Annotated in this window: 13 protein-coding genes; 8 read left to right on the forward strand and 5 right to left on the reverse strand. The window is 58.5% G+C overall.

The features are described from left to right. Positions 1-14 precede the first annotated feature (14 nt). The 7 genes from gloB to BY454_RS10790 all read left to right on the forward strand — a co-directional run bounded on the left by gloB (position 15) and on the right by BY454_RS10790 (position 9,033). Positions 15-809 (forward strand): hydroxyacylglutathione hydrolase, encoded by a 795-nt coding sequence (gene gloB, locus BY454_RS10760; RefSeq protein ID WP_104416473.1) that lies wholly within the window; start codon positions 15-17, stop codon positions 807-809. Between the two features lie 14 nt (positions 810-823). Further along, the gene (locus BY454_RS10765) at positions 824-2,530 is read left to right on the forward strand and encodes a LysM peptidoglycan-binding domain-containing protein (RefSeq protein WP_104416474.1); all 1,707 of its coding nucleotides are present in this window, start codon (positions 824-826) and stop codon (positions 2,528-2,530) included. A 189-nt stretch (positions 2,531-2,719) separates the two neighbouring features. Beyond that, positions 2,720-4,420, forward strand: a complete 1,701-nt coding sequence (locus BY454_RS10770) for an extracellular solute-binding protein (RefSeq protein ID WP_258075630.1) — start codon at positions 2,720-2,722, stop codon at positions 4,418-4,420. Positions 4,421-4,466: 46 nt separating this feature from the next. After that, entirely contained in the window at positions 4,467-5,555 is a 1,089-nt protein-coding gene (locus tag BY454_RS10775) for a microcin C ABC transporter permease YejB (protein WP_104416476.1), read from the forward strand. 2 nt (positions 5,556-5,557) lie between these two features. Then, complete coding sequence (locus BY454_RS10780; RefSeq protein ID WP_181049688.1) at positions 5,558-6,580, forward strand: ABC transporter permease; 1,023 nt, start codon at positions 5,558-5,560, stop codon at positions 6,578-6,580. A 1-nt stretch (position 6,581) separates the two neighbouring features. Beyond that, complete coding sequence (locus BY454_RS10785; RefSeq protein WP_104416478.1) at positions 6,582-8,180, forward strand: ABC transporter ATP-binding protein; 1,599 nt, start codon at positions 6,582-6,584, stop codon at positions 8,178-8,180. Positions 8,181-8,247: 67 nt separating this feature from the next. Next, positions 8,248-9,033 (forward strand): enoyl-ACP reductase FabI, encoded by a 786-nt coding sequence (locus BY454_RS10790; protein WP_104416479.1) that lies wholly within the window; start codon positions 8,248-8,250, stop codon positions 9,031-9,033. Positions 9,034-9,199: 166 nt separating this feature from the next. On the opposite strand, the gene BY454_RS10795 is transcribed toward BY454_RS10790, so the two are convergent. The 3 genes from BY454_RS10795 to BY454_RS10805 form a co-directional block, all read right to left on the reverse strand. Further along, positions 9,200-10,612, reverse strand: coding sequence for an IS1182 family transposase (locus BY454_RS10795; protein WP_104416480.1), 1,413 nt, complete (start codon positions 10,610-10,612; stop codon positions 9,200-9,202). Positions 10,613-10,733: 121 nt separating this feature from the next. Beyond that, on the reverse strand, positions 10,734-11,150 hold the full coding sequence (locus BY454_RS10800; RefSeq protein WP_104416481.1) for a PilZ domain-containing protein: 417 nt from the start codon (positions 11,148-11,150) through the stop codon (positions 10,734-10,736). A gap of 16 nt (positions 11,151-11,166) precedes the next feature. Beyond that, positions 11,167-12,984, reverse strand: a complete 1,818-nt coding sequence (locus BY454_RS10805; protein ID WP_104416482.1) for a DUF1631 family protein — start codon at positions 12,982-12,984, stop codon at positions 11,167-11,169. A gap of 133 nt (positions 12,985-13,117) precedes the next feature. Between BY454_RS10805 and BY454_RS10810 the strand changes: the two genes are divergently transcribed. Next, positions 13,118-14,191, forward strand: coding sequence for a 3-deoxy-7-phosphoheptulonate synthase (locus BY454_RS10810; RefSeq protein WP_104416483.1), 1,074 nt, complete (start codon positions 13,118-13,120; stop codon positions 14,189-14,191). Between the two features lie 44 nt (positions 14,192-14,235). On the opposite strand, the gene cobA is transcribed toward BY454_RS10810, so the two are convergent. Both cobA and serS read right to left on the reverse strand, forming a co-directional pair. Beyond that, on the reverse strand, positions 14,236-15,087 hold the full coding sequence (gene cobA / locus BY454_RS10815; protein WP_104416484.1) for a uroporphyrinogen-III C-methyltransferase: 852 nt from the start codon (positions 15,085-15,087) through the stop codon (positions 14,236-14,238). Next, on the reverse strand, positions 15,084-16,358 hold the full coding sequence (serS, locus tag BY454_RS10820; RefSeq protein WP_104416485.1) for a serine--tRNA ligase: 1,275 nt from the start codon (positions 16,356-16,358) through the stop codon (positions 15,084-15,086). Before serS ends, cobA begins: the two co-directional genes overlap by 4 nt. Positions 16,359-16,612 lie beyond the last annotated feature (254 nt).

Raw genomic sequence — 16,612 nt, forward strand, 5'->3', positions numbered from 1 at the left:
CACATGGGGTTTCGATGTTCAGCATTCGCGCCATTCCGGCTTTTTCGGACAACTACATCTGGTGCCTCTCCCACGATGATTCCGGCCAGGCCCTGATTGTCGACCCCGGCCAAGCCGAGCCTGTGGAAGCCTACCTGGCGGAACAGGGGCTGACGGCAGACACGATTTTGGTGACTCACCATCACCCGGACCACACCGGTGGTATCAAGCAGCTGCAGTCCGCTTTCCCGGAGGTCCGCGTGACCGGCCCGGCCGATTCGCCGTTTAAAGGTACCACCAATGTCGTCCATCCTGGTGATGAAGTGGTCTGGCATGGCCTGACTTTCGACGTTATAGCTGTACCAGGCCACACACTTGATCACATTGCCTATTTCACCAGCAGCCTGATTAGCGGCCGCCCCCTGCTCTTTTGTGGTGACACGCTGTTTGCCTGTGGCTGCGGCCGACTGTTCGAAGGCTCGGCTGAACAGATGTATCACTCCCTGAAAAACCTGCGTGAACTCCCGGACGAAACCGCTGTCTATTGCGCCCACGAATATACCCTGGCCAATCTGCGCTTTGCCCGGCACTGGCTGCCAGACGATGAGGCGCTTGAGCAGTTTGAGCGCCGCTGCCAGAACCTGCGAGATCAGGATTTGCCGACAATTCCCACCACCATTGCCGATGAAAAAGCCCTCAACCCGTTCCTGCGTTGGGATGATCCGGCGGTGGTTGCCGCGGCGGAAAGCTATTGCGCCAAACATGGACTGCCTGCGAGCAGCGAGCGGGATATTTTTGCTGCGGTCCGGCACGGCAAGGATCACTTTTAAGGAAACTTTCATTTATGTCGTTTAAACGCCTTACCCTGCTGCTGCTTGCCACCAGCCTTGCCAGCGGCTGCAGCAGTCTTCTGCCAAACAACGATGGCCAGTCGGCCACTGCCAGCCCCATGGATTCCGAGGAAGTGATGGTGGCCACCGGGGATGAAGACTTCAAAGCCTCGGTGGCGGCCGGTTCGGGCAGCACTCGAAGCACCGACGCTCCGCTGGACGACGCCATTTCACCGGAGCTACAGGCCCGCGCCAAGGATGCCCGGGAGAAGCTGGAAAAACCCGCTTCCCAGCAGCAGGCTAACGAGTTAAACGACGACCTGTGGCACCGTCTACGCTCCGGCTTTGCCATGGACCACAGCGTCCAGAACGACCGGGTTCAGGCTCAACTGGACTGGTATGTACGCCATCCGCGCTACATCAGCCGCGTGGTGGATCGTGGCTCCCGCTACCTGTACCACATTCTTGAGCAGGCTGAAGCCCGGGGTCTGCCCACAGAGCTGGCCCTGCTGCCTGTGGTTGAGAGCGCCTTCGATCCTTTTGCTTATTCACATGGGCGTGCCGCTGGCTTGTGGCAGTTCATTCCATCCACTGGCAAGTATTTCGGCCTGACCCAAAGCTGGTGGCACGATGACCGGCGGGATGTACTGGAAGCCACCGATGCTGCTTTTACCTATCTGGAACGTCTGTCGAACCGTTTTGACGGTGACTACACCCTGGCCCTGGCCGCCTACAATGCCGGTGGCGGTACGGTTTCCAGCGCCATGCGTCGCAACCGGAATTCTGGCAAGCCCACGGACTTCTGGTCGCTCTCCCTGCCACGGGAAACCAGCCATTACGTGCCCAAGCTGATTGCCCTAGCCAAGATTTTTGATAACCCCAAGGCCTATAACATCGAACTACCGCCGCTCAAAAATAAACCCTATTTTGAAGTGGTCAAGACTGGCTCCCAACTGGATCTGGCCCAGGCCGCCCAACTGGCCGAGGTGGACATCGATGAGATCTACCTGCTGAATCCTTCCTACAACCGCTGGGCCACCAATCCCGATGGCCCGCACCGGTTGCTGGTCCCCAAACAGAACGCAGAAACCTTCCGAAAGGCACTGGCAGACTTCCCGAAAGAACAGCGGGTTTCCTGGCAGGACTACACGGTTCAGCCCGGTGATAATCTCGGCGCCATCTCCCAGAAGTTCTCGACAACGCCCAGTGTGATCAAACAGGTTAACAAGCTGGATTCCAACCTGATCCGCATCGGTCAGCAGTTGCTGATCCCGTCCGCCACCAAGGGCACCGACGCCTACGCGCTCAGCCAGTCCCAGCGACTGCAGCGTACCCAGGACCGCAAGCGTGATGGCACGAAAGTACGCTACACGGTGCGCAGCGGCGATACTTTCTGGGATATTGCACGGGACCACGACGTTTCGGTCCGCCAGGTCGCCGGCTGGAACGGCATGGCGCCGGGTGATCCGCTGATTCCGGGCAAGGAGCTGGTGATCTGGTCCAAGAGCACCAGCCCAACGGTTGCCAATTCTGCCCGGGACCGGGCCATGGTTCGCAAGGTGGGCTATCAGGTGCGCAGTGGCGATTCGTTATCGGCCATTGCCAGCCGCTTCTCCGTGAATGTCCGGGACATCGCTTCATGGAACGATCTTAATACCGACCGTTATCTTCAACCCGGACAAAGTCTGGTACTCTACGTGGACGTCAGAAACAGTCCCTAACGTGCGAGAACCATGACAAAAATACGGAAAGCACCCTGGTTTAAAACGCCTTCTTTGAACACATCAGGTAGAACGCCAGCAAAGCTGGGCGGACTGTTCACAGCCCTGGCTCTGCTGGCCTCCGCTTCCGTTACCCAGGCGGACAACCATTCCACAACGTCCGAGCTCGAACCAGTGCATGGCCTGGCCATGCACGGTGAAGTCAAATACCCCGCCAGCTTCCCTCACTTCGATTACGTCAACCCGCAGGCTCCCAAAAACGGCACCTTGCAGCTGGCTGTGGTTTCCAACGGTTTTGACAGCTTCAACCCCTTTGTCATTCGGGGCGTTGCAGCAGCGGGCATCAGCACCTACCTGTACGACACCCTGATGGAGGCCTCCGCCGACGAGCCGTTCTCGGAGTATGGGCTGATCGCCGAGAGCCTTGAGGTGCCCGAAGACCGCAGTTACGTGATTTTCAACCTGCGGGAAGAGGCCCGGTTCCAGGACGGCGAGCCGATCACCGCCGAGGATGTGGCGTTTTCCTACCGGGTGCTGACCACCGAGGGTCACCCGTTTTACCGCAACTACTACGCAGACGTGAGCGAGGTAACGGTTGAAGGCCCGCGCCGAATCCGTTTTGATTTCGGCGACACCAAGAACCGGGAACTGCCCCTGATCCTGGGCCAGATGCCCATTCTGCCCGCTCACTACTGGCAGGACCGGGACTTCAGTGGTAATGGCCTGAATATTCCGGTCGGCAGTGGGCCCTACCGCATTGCCGACTACGAAGCCGGCCGATCTGTCACCTACCAGCGGGTGGAAGATTATTGGGCGAAGGATCTGGGTGTGCGTAAAGGCCGTTTCAATTTTGACGAAATCCGCTACGAATACTTCACTGACGACACAGTAGCCTTGGAAGCCTTCAAAGCTGGCAGCTTTGACTTTCGTCAGGAAACCTCCGCCAAGAACTGGGCCACCGCCTACACGGGCCAAGCATTCGAGGAGGGGAAGATCACCAAGGAAGCCATTGAGCATCATCGTCCAGTGGGCATGCAGGGGTTTGTGTACAACACCCGCAGGCCGGTCTTCGCAGATCCCAAGGTGCGGGAGGCCCTGGCTTATGCGTTTGACTTTGAATGGGCCAACCGTAACCTGTTCTTTAATCAGTACACCCGGACAGACAGTTACTTCGAAAACAGTGAGCTTGCCTCCTCTGGTCTGCCCGAAGGCCGGGAGCTGGAGATTCTGGAGCCCTTCCGGGACCAGCTAAGCCCGGACGTCTTCACCGAAGACTACGCGCCCCCCAGTACCGAGGGTGAGACCACCCTGCGAGACAATCTGCGCACTGCACTCACGCTGCTTCGTGAAGCGGGCTACCACATCCAGGACCGCAAGATGGTGCATCAGGAAACCGGAAAGCCACTGGCTTTTGAGATCCTGCTGTTCCAGAAGAGCTTTGAGCGCGTGGTATTACCCTTCAAAAAAAACCTGGAGCGACTGGGCATTGACGTCACCGTGCGGTTGGTGGACAGCAACCAGTACATCCAACGTGTACGCAATTTCGATTACGACATGATTACCCAGGTCATCCCCCAATCCGATTCACCGGGCAATGAGCAGCGCGAATACTGGCATTCCAGCACCGCGGACGTCACTGGTTCCAGGAACTACATGGGGATCGAAGACCCGGTCGTGGATGAGCTGGTGAACCAGGTCATCCAGGCCCCAACCCGGGAGGAGCTGGTGTATCGGGTTCGGGCCCTGGACCGGGTATTATTGAATGGCCATTACGTGATTCCACATTGGCACCTGACCAAAGACCGGGTGGCCTACTGGAACAAACTCGAACGTCCAGAGGTCACACCGAAAAACGGCGTCGATATCAACAACTGGTGGATCACCCCCTGATCCACCGGGCCAACTCCCGTCTGTTATGAAAGGATTCGTCCTCTGAATGGGCATTTACATATTACGGCGGCTGGCACTGATCATTCCCACCCTGGTGGGAATCATGCTGCTCAACTTCATCATTGTTCAAGCCGCGCCCGGCGGGCCGGTGGAGCAGTTGATTGCCGAAATGGAAGGCCACGGCGGTAGCGCACTGGCACGGGCCGCAGGTGGTGATACCGGCGGGGAGGTGGCGTCGGCCAGCTCCGGGGATACGCGGGGTTCGAGGGGGCTGCCACCGGAGCTGCTCGCCGAAATCGAGAAAATGTACGGCTTCGACAAGCCGGCCCCCGAACGTTTCCTGAAGATGCTTAAGGACTACGCCACCTTCGATTTTGGCGATTCGTTCTTTCGTGACCGCTCCGTGGTGGAGCTTATCCTCGATAAGATGCCAGTTTCGATTTCCCTGGGGCTCTGGTCCACCCTGGTTATCTATCTGATCTCCATACCCCTGGGTATCCGCAAGGCGGTGCATGATGGCTCACGCTTCGATGTCTGGACCAGTTCTGCCATTGTGGTGGGCTACGCCATTCCCGGCTTCCTGTTCGCGATCCTGCTGATTGTGCTGTTCGCCGGGGGCAGCTATTTTGACTGGTTCCCGTTGCGCGGGCTGACCTCCTCCAATTTCGAACAGCTGAACTGGTACCAGAAAATCGCCGACTATTTCTGGCACTTGGCGCTGCCGGTAACCGCCAACGTGATCGGCGGTTTTGCCACCCTCACCCTGCTGACCAAAAACTCGTTCCTGGACGAAATCGGCAAGCAGTACGTGGTGACCGCCAGGGCGAAGGGTCTGGAGGAAAAGCAGGTGTTGTACGGCCATGTATTCCGCAACGCCATGCTGATTGTCATTGCCAGCCTGCCGGGCGTACTGGTGTCGCTGTTCTTCACCGGTTCACTGCTGATCGAGGTCATCTTCTCACTCGATGGCCTTGGCCTGCTCGGCTTTGAGGCGGCCCTGAACCGGGATTACCCGGTGATTTTCGGCACCCTGTTCATTTTCACCTTGATGGGGCTGGTGCTGAAGCTAATCAGCGACATCACTTACATGTTAGTGGACCCGCGTATCGACTTTGAAAGCCGGGAGGGCGCGTGACCCTGGTTAGCCTTTCACCCATCCAGCAACGCCGCCTGCATAATTTCCGCAATAACCGTCGGGGGTACTGGAGCCTCTGGCTGTTTTTGATTCTGTTTGGCCTGTCTCTTTGTGCCGAATTAATTGCCAACGATCGCCCCCTGGTGCTGTCATATAAGGGAGATATTTATTTCCCCGTGGTTCAGTCTATTCCGGAGGAAACCTTCGGCGGCTTTCTACCCACCGAAGCCAACTACCGGGACCCGTTTATTGCGAACGAAATCCGCGCCAACGGCTGGATGATATGGCCGCCCATCCGGTTCAGCTACGACACCATCAATTACGACCTAGACGTGCCCTCGCCCGCCCCGCCCAGCGCGGAAAACTGGCTGGGTACCGATGACCAGGGCCGGGACGTGGCCGCCCGGGTGATCTACGGTTTCCGGCTTTCCGTACTCTTTGGCCTGACCCTGACCCTGGCCAGCTGCGTGGTGGGCGTGACCGTGGGCGCCATCCAGGGCTACTACGGCGGTAAGGTGGACCTGTTTGGACAACGCTTTATCGAGGTCTGGTCCGGCCTGCCCATGCTCTACCTGCTGATCATCCTCTCCGCCATCGTCCAACCGAATTTCTGGTGGCTGCTGGGCATCATGCTGCTGTTCAGCTGGATGGGCCTGGTGGACGTGGTACGGGCGGAATTCCTGCGCGCCCGCAACTTTGAGTACGTGAAGGCGGCCCGGGCCCTTGGGCTGGATAACCGGCGCATCATGTTCCGGCACATCCTGCCCAACGCCATGGTGGCCACCCTCACCTTTTTGCCGTTTATCCTGACCGGCGCCATCACCGGCCTGACCTCGCTGGATTTTCTTGGCTTTGGCCTGCCTTCCGGCTCGCCGTCGCTGGGTGAACTGATCGCCCAGGGCAAGGCCAACCTGCACGCGCCCTGGTTGGGCATTTCCGCGTTTGTGTCCCTGTCGATCATGCTGACCCTGCTGGTTTTCGTGGGCGAGGCGGTTCGCGATGCCTTCGACCCGAGAAAGAGTTGATATGAGTGACTTGCTGAACGTCTCGGATCTGTCGATACAGTTTGATAACGGCCCGCACGTGGTCGACGGCCTGTCGTTTTCCCTTCAGGCCGGCCAGACCCTGGCCCTGGTGGGCGAAAGCGGTTCCGGCAAATCCATTTCGGCGCTGTCGGTGCTGCGATTGCTGGACGAGCGCCATGCTGGGTATCCGTCAGGCCGGATCGAATACCACGGTGAGGACCTGCTCAAAGCATCGGAAAAGCGCATGCGCCAGATCCGGGGCTGGAAGATCAGTATGATTTTCCAGGAGCCCATGACCTCCCTGAACCCGCTGCACACGGTGGAAAAGCAGATCACCGAGACTCTGGAGCTGCACAAGGGCCTGCGGGGCAAACAGGCCCGCGAGCGCTGCCTGGAGCTGCTGGATCTGGTGGGAATTCCCGAGCCGGAACGGCGCCTGAAAAGCTACCCGCACCAGCTCTCCGGCGGTCAAAAGCAGCGCGTGATGATTGCCATGGCCCTGGCCAACGAACCGGAACTGCTGATTGCCGACGAGCCCACCACTGCGCTGGATGTGACCGTGCAGAAACAGGTGCTGGAGCTGCTGGAATCTCTGCAGGAGAAACTGGGCATGGCCATGCTGCTGATCACCCACGATCTCACGCTGGTACGTCGCTACGCCGACCAGGTGGTGGTGATGGAAAAAGGCAAGGCCGTGGAGGCCGGTGAGTGCGAAGCCCTGTTCCGGAATCCCGAACACCCCTACACCCGCAAGCTGATCGATGCCGAACCGCCTGAAAGCCCGCTGACGATCGCCAGCAGTCACCCGGAACTGTTAACCGTCGAAGCCCTGAATGTGCGCTTCCCGATCCGCAAAAACCTGCTGGGGCGGGTGATAGAAGCGTTTCACGCGGTTCAAGAGGTGAGCTTCTCGGTACGCAAAGGGGAAACTCTGGGCATTGTGGGTGAAAGCGGCAGCGGCAAGACCACCATTGGCCACGCCCTGCTCAAACTGACCGGCGCCACCGGCAGCATCCGCCTCGATGGCACCGATCTGGGTGGCATGAGCCAAAAACAGTTCCGGCCCTGGCGCCGGCGAGTACAGATCGTGTTTCAGGACCCGTTTGGCAGCCTGAGCCCGCGAATGTCGGTAGCCGAGATCATCCGCGAGGGGCTGGAGATTCACCTGCCGGACAAACGGGCGGAACACGATGCCCTGGTGATCCAGGCCCTCATTGACGTTGGCCTGGACCCGGAGGCACGGCACCGCTACCCTCACGAGTTTTCCGGCGGTCAGCGCCAGCGCATTGCCATTGCCCGGGCACTGGTGCTGCAACCGGAAATCATTGTGCTGGACGAGCCCACCTCCGCGCTCGACCGCACCGTCCAGAAGCAGGTAATTGAACTGCTGCGCGATATTCAGGCCCGATATGGGTTATCCTATATCTTTATCAGTCACGATCTGGCTGTGGTACGAGCCCTCAGCCATAAACTGCTGGTATTGAAGCAGGGGCAGATTTTCGAGTACGGCAACGCCGAGACTATTTTCCGGAATCCTGAGCAGGCCTACACGCGGGAACTGCTCAGTGCGGCGTTGTTCTATCAGTCTACGACCAATTGATCGTTACCCGGGCTCCGACAGTCCGGGATAATTTATTGAAACCAAAGAACATAGGGAGTTCGAACCCATGGGTATGCTCAGTGGCAAGAAAGCACTGATTGTTGGCGTTGCCAGTAAACATTCCATTGCCTACGGCATTGCCGAGGCCTTTGCCCGTGAAGGCGCCGAGTTGGCCTTCACCTACCAGAATGAAAAACTGCAGTCCCGCGTTGAGAAGTTCGCGGACCAGTGGGGCAGCCAACTGACCTTCCCGTGCGACGTGGCCAGCGACGAAGAGATCGACAACGTTTTCACCGAGCTGAAAAAGCACTGGGACAACATCGATATCATCATCCACGCGGTAGGCTATGCCCCGGCCCACGAGCTGAATGGCAACTACGTGGACGTGACCACCCGTGAAGGCTTCAAGATCGCCCACGACATCAGCTCCTACAGCTTTGTGGCGCTGGCCAAGGGTGCCCGTGACATGATGCACGAAGGCAGCAGCCTGGTAACCCTGAGCTACCTGGGCGCCGAGCGCGTACTGCAGAACTACAACGTGATGGGTCTGGCCAAGGCCTCCCTGGAAGCCAACGTACGCTACATGGCGGCCAGCCTGGGCAAAGACGGCATCCGCGTGAACGGCATCTCCGCCGGTCCGATCAAGACCCTGGCCGCCTCCGGCATTGCCAGCTTCCGTCGCATGCTGGCCGAGAACGCCAAGCGTGCCCCGCTGCGTCGCAACGTGACCACCGAGGAAGTGGGCAACGCGGCCGCGTTCCTGGGTTCCGACCTGGCCTCCGGCATCACCGGCGAGATCATGTACGTGGACGGTGGTTTCAACATCACCGGCATGGGCGAGCTGGAAGACTGATCAGCTCAATCTGTGAAATCAAAAAGGGCCGGCATTTTGGAGGCTGTGTAAAAACTCGATTTACATAGCTTCTGAGTTGGCGAGCAAGATGCCTCGGATATCGTCCGGGGCATTTTTGCTTTGAGTCGGTTTATATTTCCAGGCAATAAAAACGCTGAGAAGGGACTCAGGCCAGTCTTGCCAGTATTCCCTTCACGCCCAGCACATTGATCGCTCGCATCAGGTTATAACTCAGCACACCCAGACTGTATTCGCTACTGGCAGAACCAAGGCCCCAGCAGGTAAATCGCCCTTTATTGAGCAGCCTTTTGAGAGTGGCGAAGGTGGGTTCAACGGTGGCCATTCGGCGGATCATCCGCTCAGGTGTGGCCGAGTCGTCGGCCCTATCCAGAGCCTCTTCATCAAAGTGGCGTGAGACCCAGCGTCGATCCGCCTTGGTGCACTGGCTTTGTAACGGGCATTGATTGCAGCCCGAACGCGCATACAGATGCATTCGATCTTTGTTGCTCACGGTCTTGTGCGGCAACAGCTTTCCAGCAGGGCAGCGGTAAGCGTCCTCTTCGGGCAAATAGGTGAAGTCACTTTTCTGGAAGTGCCCACCGGCTCCCTGATTATTCACCGCCCGGTTTGATGGCACCGCCACATCGTACTCAGAGGACTGAAGGTCGCTGATCTGCTGCCCGTTGGAATAGCCTGCATCGGCAACGATAGTCTCTAATTCGCCCTCCAGTACGTCACGAGCCTCTTGGGCTATCGGCTTTAATTGCTGGTTATCGTTCCCCGCCTGGGTCAACTCGTGGTGAACGATCAGTTGGTGTTCCTCATCAACGGCATTCTGCGCGTTATAACCCACCACCATGCCTTCCCGGCCGGATTTCATCAGCCTGGCATCCGGCTCGGTACGACAGTGCTGGGTTTTATCTTCATCGACCAGCGTCTTCAGCTCATCCTGCAGCTCTGCCTTGTGGGCTTCCAGGTAGGCCAGGGCTTCGGACACCTTGTCACTGTTGAGGCCTGAGTCACCGCCCTGTTCTGAAGCCGCCAGTTGAGCGAGATAACGATCGATCTTCTGGTCCAGCTTGCCCAGTTGTTTCTCCAGCTGCTTGCGGGTAACGGCCTGGTCTTTACTGGCGGCCGCTTTGAACTTGCTGCCATCAATGGCCACCAACTGGCCACTGACCAGCCCCGCCTGCTTGCAAAAGACAATGAACTGACGACACACCTTCTTCACCGCGTCACCATTATCCTTACGGAAGTCGGCAATGGTCTTGAAGTCCGGTGCCAGTTGCTTCATCAACCACAACACTTCCAGATTGCGATGACATTCTTTTTCCAGTCGTCGGGTGCTGCTGGTCTGATTGAGGTAGGCGTAGATGTAGAGCTTGAGCAAATCGCCGGGATGATAAGGGCGGCGGCCGGTATGAGCCGTCTGCGCCTTCCTGAATCCCATCTCGGACAAATTCAATGAATCCACAAACGCATCAATGACGCGAACTGGGTGATCTTCGGGGACATAATCTTCAACGCTGGGCGGGAGCAGCAGCGTCTGACTGCGAGGGGTGCCTTCCAGATGTCTCATAAAAAATAACCGCGAGCCATGTCGCGGTTATTTTGCCAGCTTCGGAGGCTGTTTTCACACAGCCTCCATTTTGCCAGCCCTTTTTGTTTCTGGTGACCCGTCCTGAATACATCCCTGGCATTCAGCATTCAGCCAGCGCATCAGCAATGGCCTCCATCCATTCCAGGTAATCGGTTTCATCCGATTCCAGCACGCTGACCCCGACCAGATAGCCCTGCTCCACCGGACGACACCATTTGACCTCAATGGTCAGGCCGTAGGTGTTGGCGCCATTGGCCAGATCCACACTGGCGGACAGGATGGCACCTTGGGTAAATGGCTCCCGGGAAATCAGGCTGAAACCACCCACGGAAATATCCCGAATCCGGCACTGCAGGACACGAGGTGCGGAATGGCCTGCCACGGCCGATTCCGCCGGCTCAGAGGTTTCAATCTGGATGCCGGCAACGGCGCGGGCCGTCAGCCGGTAATACGCCCGGTCATCGTGCCCACGGGGCAGCTCGGGTTCGGTTCCAAAGGTATAGTCCTGATCGGTCATGTCTGTCTCAGCTTCCTTAGCTTCGCCCTACCCGGATTCTGCCAACGACCCGGGTTAATGTGTCATCAAATTCCGCCGATTTCCCCAGCACTCGAATGCGATTCTCAACAATTCCTTCAACAAGATCTTCATAGTGGAACTCGGAACGGTTGAGCCCCAGACGGTCCACGAATACAAACTTGTTCGAAGCAGCAATCTTCACCGCCAGTTTGAGACGCACGGGTTCCGGATCGCCGGCAATGACAATCCATCCGCCCAATGGGATGCCATCAATCTGCTGGCCTGCCTCCAGTTCGCGCTGCCGCTTCTGGCGCAGCTGTTCGGCCTTCTCGTCTTCCTGACGCTGCTTTTCCGCCTCGGCACGCTGACGCTCCAGCTCTGCCTGGCGGGCGGCTTCCTGCTCCCTGTGTTTGCGCTCAGCCTCCTGCTTGGCCAGGCGCGCCTCTTCCGCCCGGGCCCGGGCCTGTTCCGCTGCTTTTTCCCGTTGCTTCTGCTGTTTTACACACACCTGGGCCAGGACGGTCACCGTCTCGCCTAAAATCTGGCCAAATGGGGTCGGGGCGGGAAGCTCCCGTAGCGTGCCGGATTCCAGAGCGGCAACAAAGGTGGGCCATCCCTGGGTGCTGAGTTTGGCACCCACACCGTTGGTCCACAGGATTTCATTGGTGTGTTCCAAAAGGGCGAAGAAGAATCGGCGTTGCTCGTGCACCCCTTCGCCTTCGACATACCATTTATGGACGAATCGCTCGACATCCACGGGCTCTACAGGCGTAAGCGATAACCAGGCGGTATCCCACTTGAATGGTCTTGATTGGGGCAACGCCGGCTCCAGCGCCGGTTCGTCACCCCGGATACGGGCGACAATGTCGGCGTGTGCCTTGGCAATAGCATCGGCCGGAGCCGGGCTGGAAAATACCCGGGACCAAACGCTGTTCAGGCGGTCCTCAATCTGCTCACCCACGTGGTACAGGCGGCTGGGATCATTCCGGGACAACTGCGGGTCACCGGCCCAAACCAGCCACTCCAGCAGCTTGTTGGCATGGCGGTGCGCTTCACCGGCGGTACCTTCGAGCCAGACGCTCTGCTTGAGCACCGAATACCAGTCCTCGAGGATGAAGCGGCTGATGCCCCGGGGTAACTGGCGACCTTCCAGGGCGCGGCCGATCAGAGCCCGGGCCACCTGGTCGGCAAAGCGTTGGCGTGAGGCACCCTGCTCGGTGTCCAGCAAGCGTTCGCTCAACCGGTTGACCTGAGCCTGGCGTTTTTCCGCGTCGGCCAGCCAGTGCTCACAGAACGACTCCACCAACGTCGGACTTTCCTGCTCAAAACTGTCGGCAACCAGCTGTTTCAGGACGTCCAGCTGATCCAGCAGTGCCCGCGCGGAACGACCGCCGGTATCGCTCCAGCCACGCCATTCCTTCAGGTGATCCAGCCAGTTCAGCAACCGGCCATTGAATGCCTCCGCACCGGCCACGTCCAGGCGCCACGCGAGCCAGAAGCGCAGGCGGGCAATCCGGGTAATCAGTGTGGGATGCAGGCCACTGGTTTTCAGGAACAGATCCATGATCCGGTCGGACAGGTAAGCGGCATTTACCTGGCGCACAGACCAGGTGATGTCGACCGAACCCAGTACCCGCGTTACCCGCTCATCACGTTGTTCGGCCCAGCAGGACAGCAACAGGGAGCGCCATTCGGGCTCCGCCTCGGAAGGAACTTTACTGGCTGGATATGGGAGATCCGGCACCCGGAGAGCGGACAGAATCTGGTTGATCTTTTTGGAAACCACCTTGTGTGACGACGAGTCGTTACGTGGTTTCTGTTGCTCAGGCGACATCCGGGACCCATTGTATGGAAGCGTTGAAAAGGGATTGTAAATAACGCAGTATAACCAACTCGCCGGGGTCTGCCGCAACTGCGCGCCGGCGCCTTTCAATAAAAATCTTCAAATATCCATCGGGTGAGTTTAGATGTCCGGGAAGAAACTGGAAAACCTGAATGTGGCCAGTCAGGAACCCCTGATTACGCCGGAAGCACTGAAAGAGCAAATGCCACTGTCGGACAAAGCCGCAGAAACCGTTGAGAGCGGCCGACAGGCCATCTACGACATCATGGACGGCAAGGACCATCGCCTGTTTGTGGTGGTAGGCCCCTGCTCGATTCACGATGTGGAAGCGGCCAGGGATTACGCCAACCGCCTGAAGAAGCTGGCGGATGAAGTCAGTGACACCCTGTTTCTGGTTATGCGGGTCTATTTCGAAAAACCCCGGACCACCGTCGGCTGGAAAGGCCTGATCAACGATCCCCATCTGAACGATACCTTCGATATTGAAGAAGGGCTGCACATGGGCCGCCGCCTGCTGCTGGACATCAACGAGCTGGGTCTGCCCACGGCTACCGAGGCCCTGGACCCGATCTCTCCTCAGTACCTGCAGGACACCATTGCCTGGTCCGCCATCGGCGCCCGTACCACCGAGTCCCAGACCCATCGGGAAATGAGTAGCGGTCTTTCCATGGCCATCGGCTTCAAAAACGGCACCGACGGCAGCCTGGATGTGACGGTCAACGCCATGAAGTCCGCTTCCCACCCTCACAGCTTCCTGGGCATTGACCAGCAGGGCAAGGTGGCCATCATCCGGACCAAGGGCAATAACTACGGTCACGCCGTTCTGCGTGGCGGTGGCGGCAAGCCGAACTACGATTCCGTCAGCGTTGCGCTGTGCGAACAGGCACTGGAAAAAGCCGGTCTTCGCAAGTCCATCATGGTGGACTGCAGCCACGCCAACTCCAACAAGGACCCGGCCATCCAGCCGCTGGTGATGCAGGATGTGACCCACCAGATCCTGGAAGGCAACACGTCCATACAGAGCCTGATGGTGGAAAGCCATATCAACGAAGGCAATCAGAAGATTCCGGAAAACCTGGCAGACCTGCAGTACGGTGTATCAATCACCGATGCCTGCATTAACTGGGAAACCACGGAAAAAGCCATTCGTGACATGCGCGCCAAACTGAAAGACGTGCTGCCCAAACGCGGCAAGTAATCGAATCGGCCCGGCACCCAGCGGTCCCGGGCCAGCCTCCCCCATCAGTGATTGACGGGGCCAGCCCCCAGCCAGTCCAGCTTGCTGCGAAGCGTAACCACCTGCCCGATAATCACAAGCGTCGGCGCTCTCACTTCACTGCTTTGTACTGTCTCGACGATTGTCGCCAAGGTACCCGTAATCACCTGCTGCTCCGGCGTGGTGCCCTTGGAGATCAGTGCTACCGGCATCTCTTCCGACATGCCATGGGCAATCAGCTCCCGGCAGATAATCGGCAAGCCCACCAAGCCCATATAAAACACCAGCGTCTGGCTGTTCTGGACAAAATCCGACCAGGGCAAGTCGCAGGTATCGTTCTTCAGGTGGCCGGTGATGAAGCGCACCGACTGGGCGTGGTCCCGATGGGTAAGGGGGATCCCGGCAAAGGCGGCGCAACCGGAGGCCGCCGTGATGCCCGGCACCACCTGGAAGCGCACACCGGCCTCCGCCAGGGTTTCGATTTCCTCGCCACCCCGACCGAAGATGAACGGATCGCCGCCTTTCAGGCGAACTACCCGTCGCCCCTGACGGGCCAGCTCCACCAAACGCTGGTTAAGCTGGTCCTGGGGCAAGGTATGATGAGAACGCTGTTTACCGACGTGAATGGTTTCCACGTGATCGGGAATCAGTGCCATGATCTCTGCCGATACCAGGCGATCATAGAGAATCACTTCCGCGGACTGGATCAGCCGCAGGGCCTTTAACGTGAGCAGCTCCGGATCGCCGGGACCGGCCCCCACCAGGGCAACCTCCCCCGCAGACTCGTTGGTGTTACCAGTCACCGGGTTGACCTGATCCTTTGATGGAGCGGGCACCGCTGTCTGGACCTTTGGCTGGGGAGGCTGCTGATTACTCATTGGATTCGATCAATACCGCCCATGTAGGGTTTGAGGACTTCCGGCACCAGGATGCTGCCGTCTTCCTGCTGATAGTTTTCCATGACGGCGATCATGGCGCGACCAACGGCCAGGCCAGAACCGTTCAGGGTGTGCACGGGCTCCGGCTTGCCGGTTTCCGGATTGCGCCAGCGCGCCTGCATGCGACGAGCCTGGAAATCACGGGTGTTGGAGCAGGAAGAGATTTCCCGGTACTTGCCCTGCCCCGGCAGCCACACTTCCAGGTCGTAGGTTTTGGCTGCGGAGAAACCAATGTCACCACCACACAGGGTCATGACCCGGTACGGTAGCTCCAGCATCTGCAGCACTTTCTCAGCATGACCAGTTAGCTCTTCCAGGGCCTGCTCGGAGTCTTGCGGGCGCACGACGTGTACCAACTCAACCTTGTCGAACTGGTGCTGACGAATCATGCCCCGTACATCACGGCCATAGGAGCCCGCTTCGCTCCGGAAACACGGCGTGTGACAAACCAGGCGAAGCGGCAGTTCGGCGTCGTCCAGAATGGTGTCCGCCACCAGGTTGGTGGCCGGCACTTCGGCGGTCGGAATCAGGTACAGCGGGTTGTCACCGGCTGTACGAAACAGGTCCGCCTCAAATTTTGGCAGCTGGCCGGTGCCAAACAGGGTGTTGGCATTCACCAGATACGGCACATAGGCCTCGGTGTAGGCGTGCTCGCCGGTGTGCAGGTTCAGCATGAACTGCGCCAGGGCGCGATGCAGCCGGGCAATCTGGCCCTGCATGACGGCAAAGCGGGAATGCGCCAGATGGGTGGCCTTTTCAAAATCCAGACCCTTTAACTGCTCACCAAGCGTGACATGGTCTTTGGGCTCAAAGCCGAACTCCTTGGGCGTGCCCCATTTGCGAATTTCAACGTTGTCGTCTTCGCTTTCGCCCGGCGGTACGTCTTCATCCGGAATATTAGGAATGCCGGCAAAAAAGGCGTTCAGGGATTCCTGAACGGAACGCAGCTCGTCTTCTGCTTCGCCACGCTGGCGCTTCAGGTCTTCGACTTCCTGCAGCAACGGCTGGATGTCTTCACCGGCGGCCTTGGCCTTACCGATGGATTTGGAACGCTTGTTCTGTTCACTCTGCAGCGTTTCCGTACGAACCTGAATGGCTCGGCGGCGTTCTTCCAGCTTTTCGAAGGTGGCAATTTCAAATTCAAAGTTTTTGACGGCCAGCCGACGGGCGATCTCTTCAGTCTGAGTACGGACGCGTTTCGGATCGAGCATGGTGTTCCTGAATTTCCGGTGAGCGAATGTAAAGTTAAAGGCGCATTATACCTGCACGGAACGGCCTGAACACCACCTGGGGGTTTGGGATGCCGATTTCACGCTGGGAGTTTGCCGGGATCAGTAGGTAGGCCTTTCCAAAACACGCTGTGAATACATCCCTGTACCGCTCGAGCTCCGCCCTTCATCGCTTATTGCTCCTGCGTCGCGCTGAAGGTCCTGGGCAGGCCATCCTCGGCCAGCCCGTGAAGAGC

The sequence above is a fragment of the Marinobacter persicus genome, from assembly GCF_002934325.1.
Classification (GTDB): Bacteria; Pseudomonadota; Gammaproteobacteria; order Pseudomonadales; family Oleiphilaceae; genus Marinobacter; species Marinobacter persicus_A.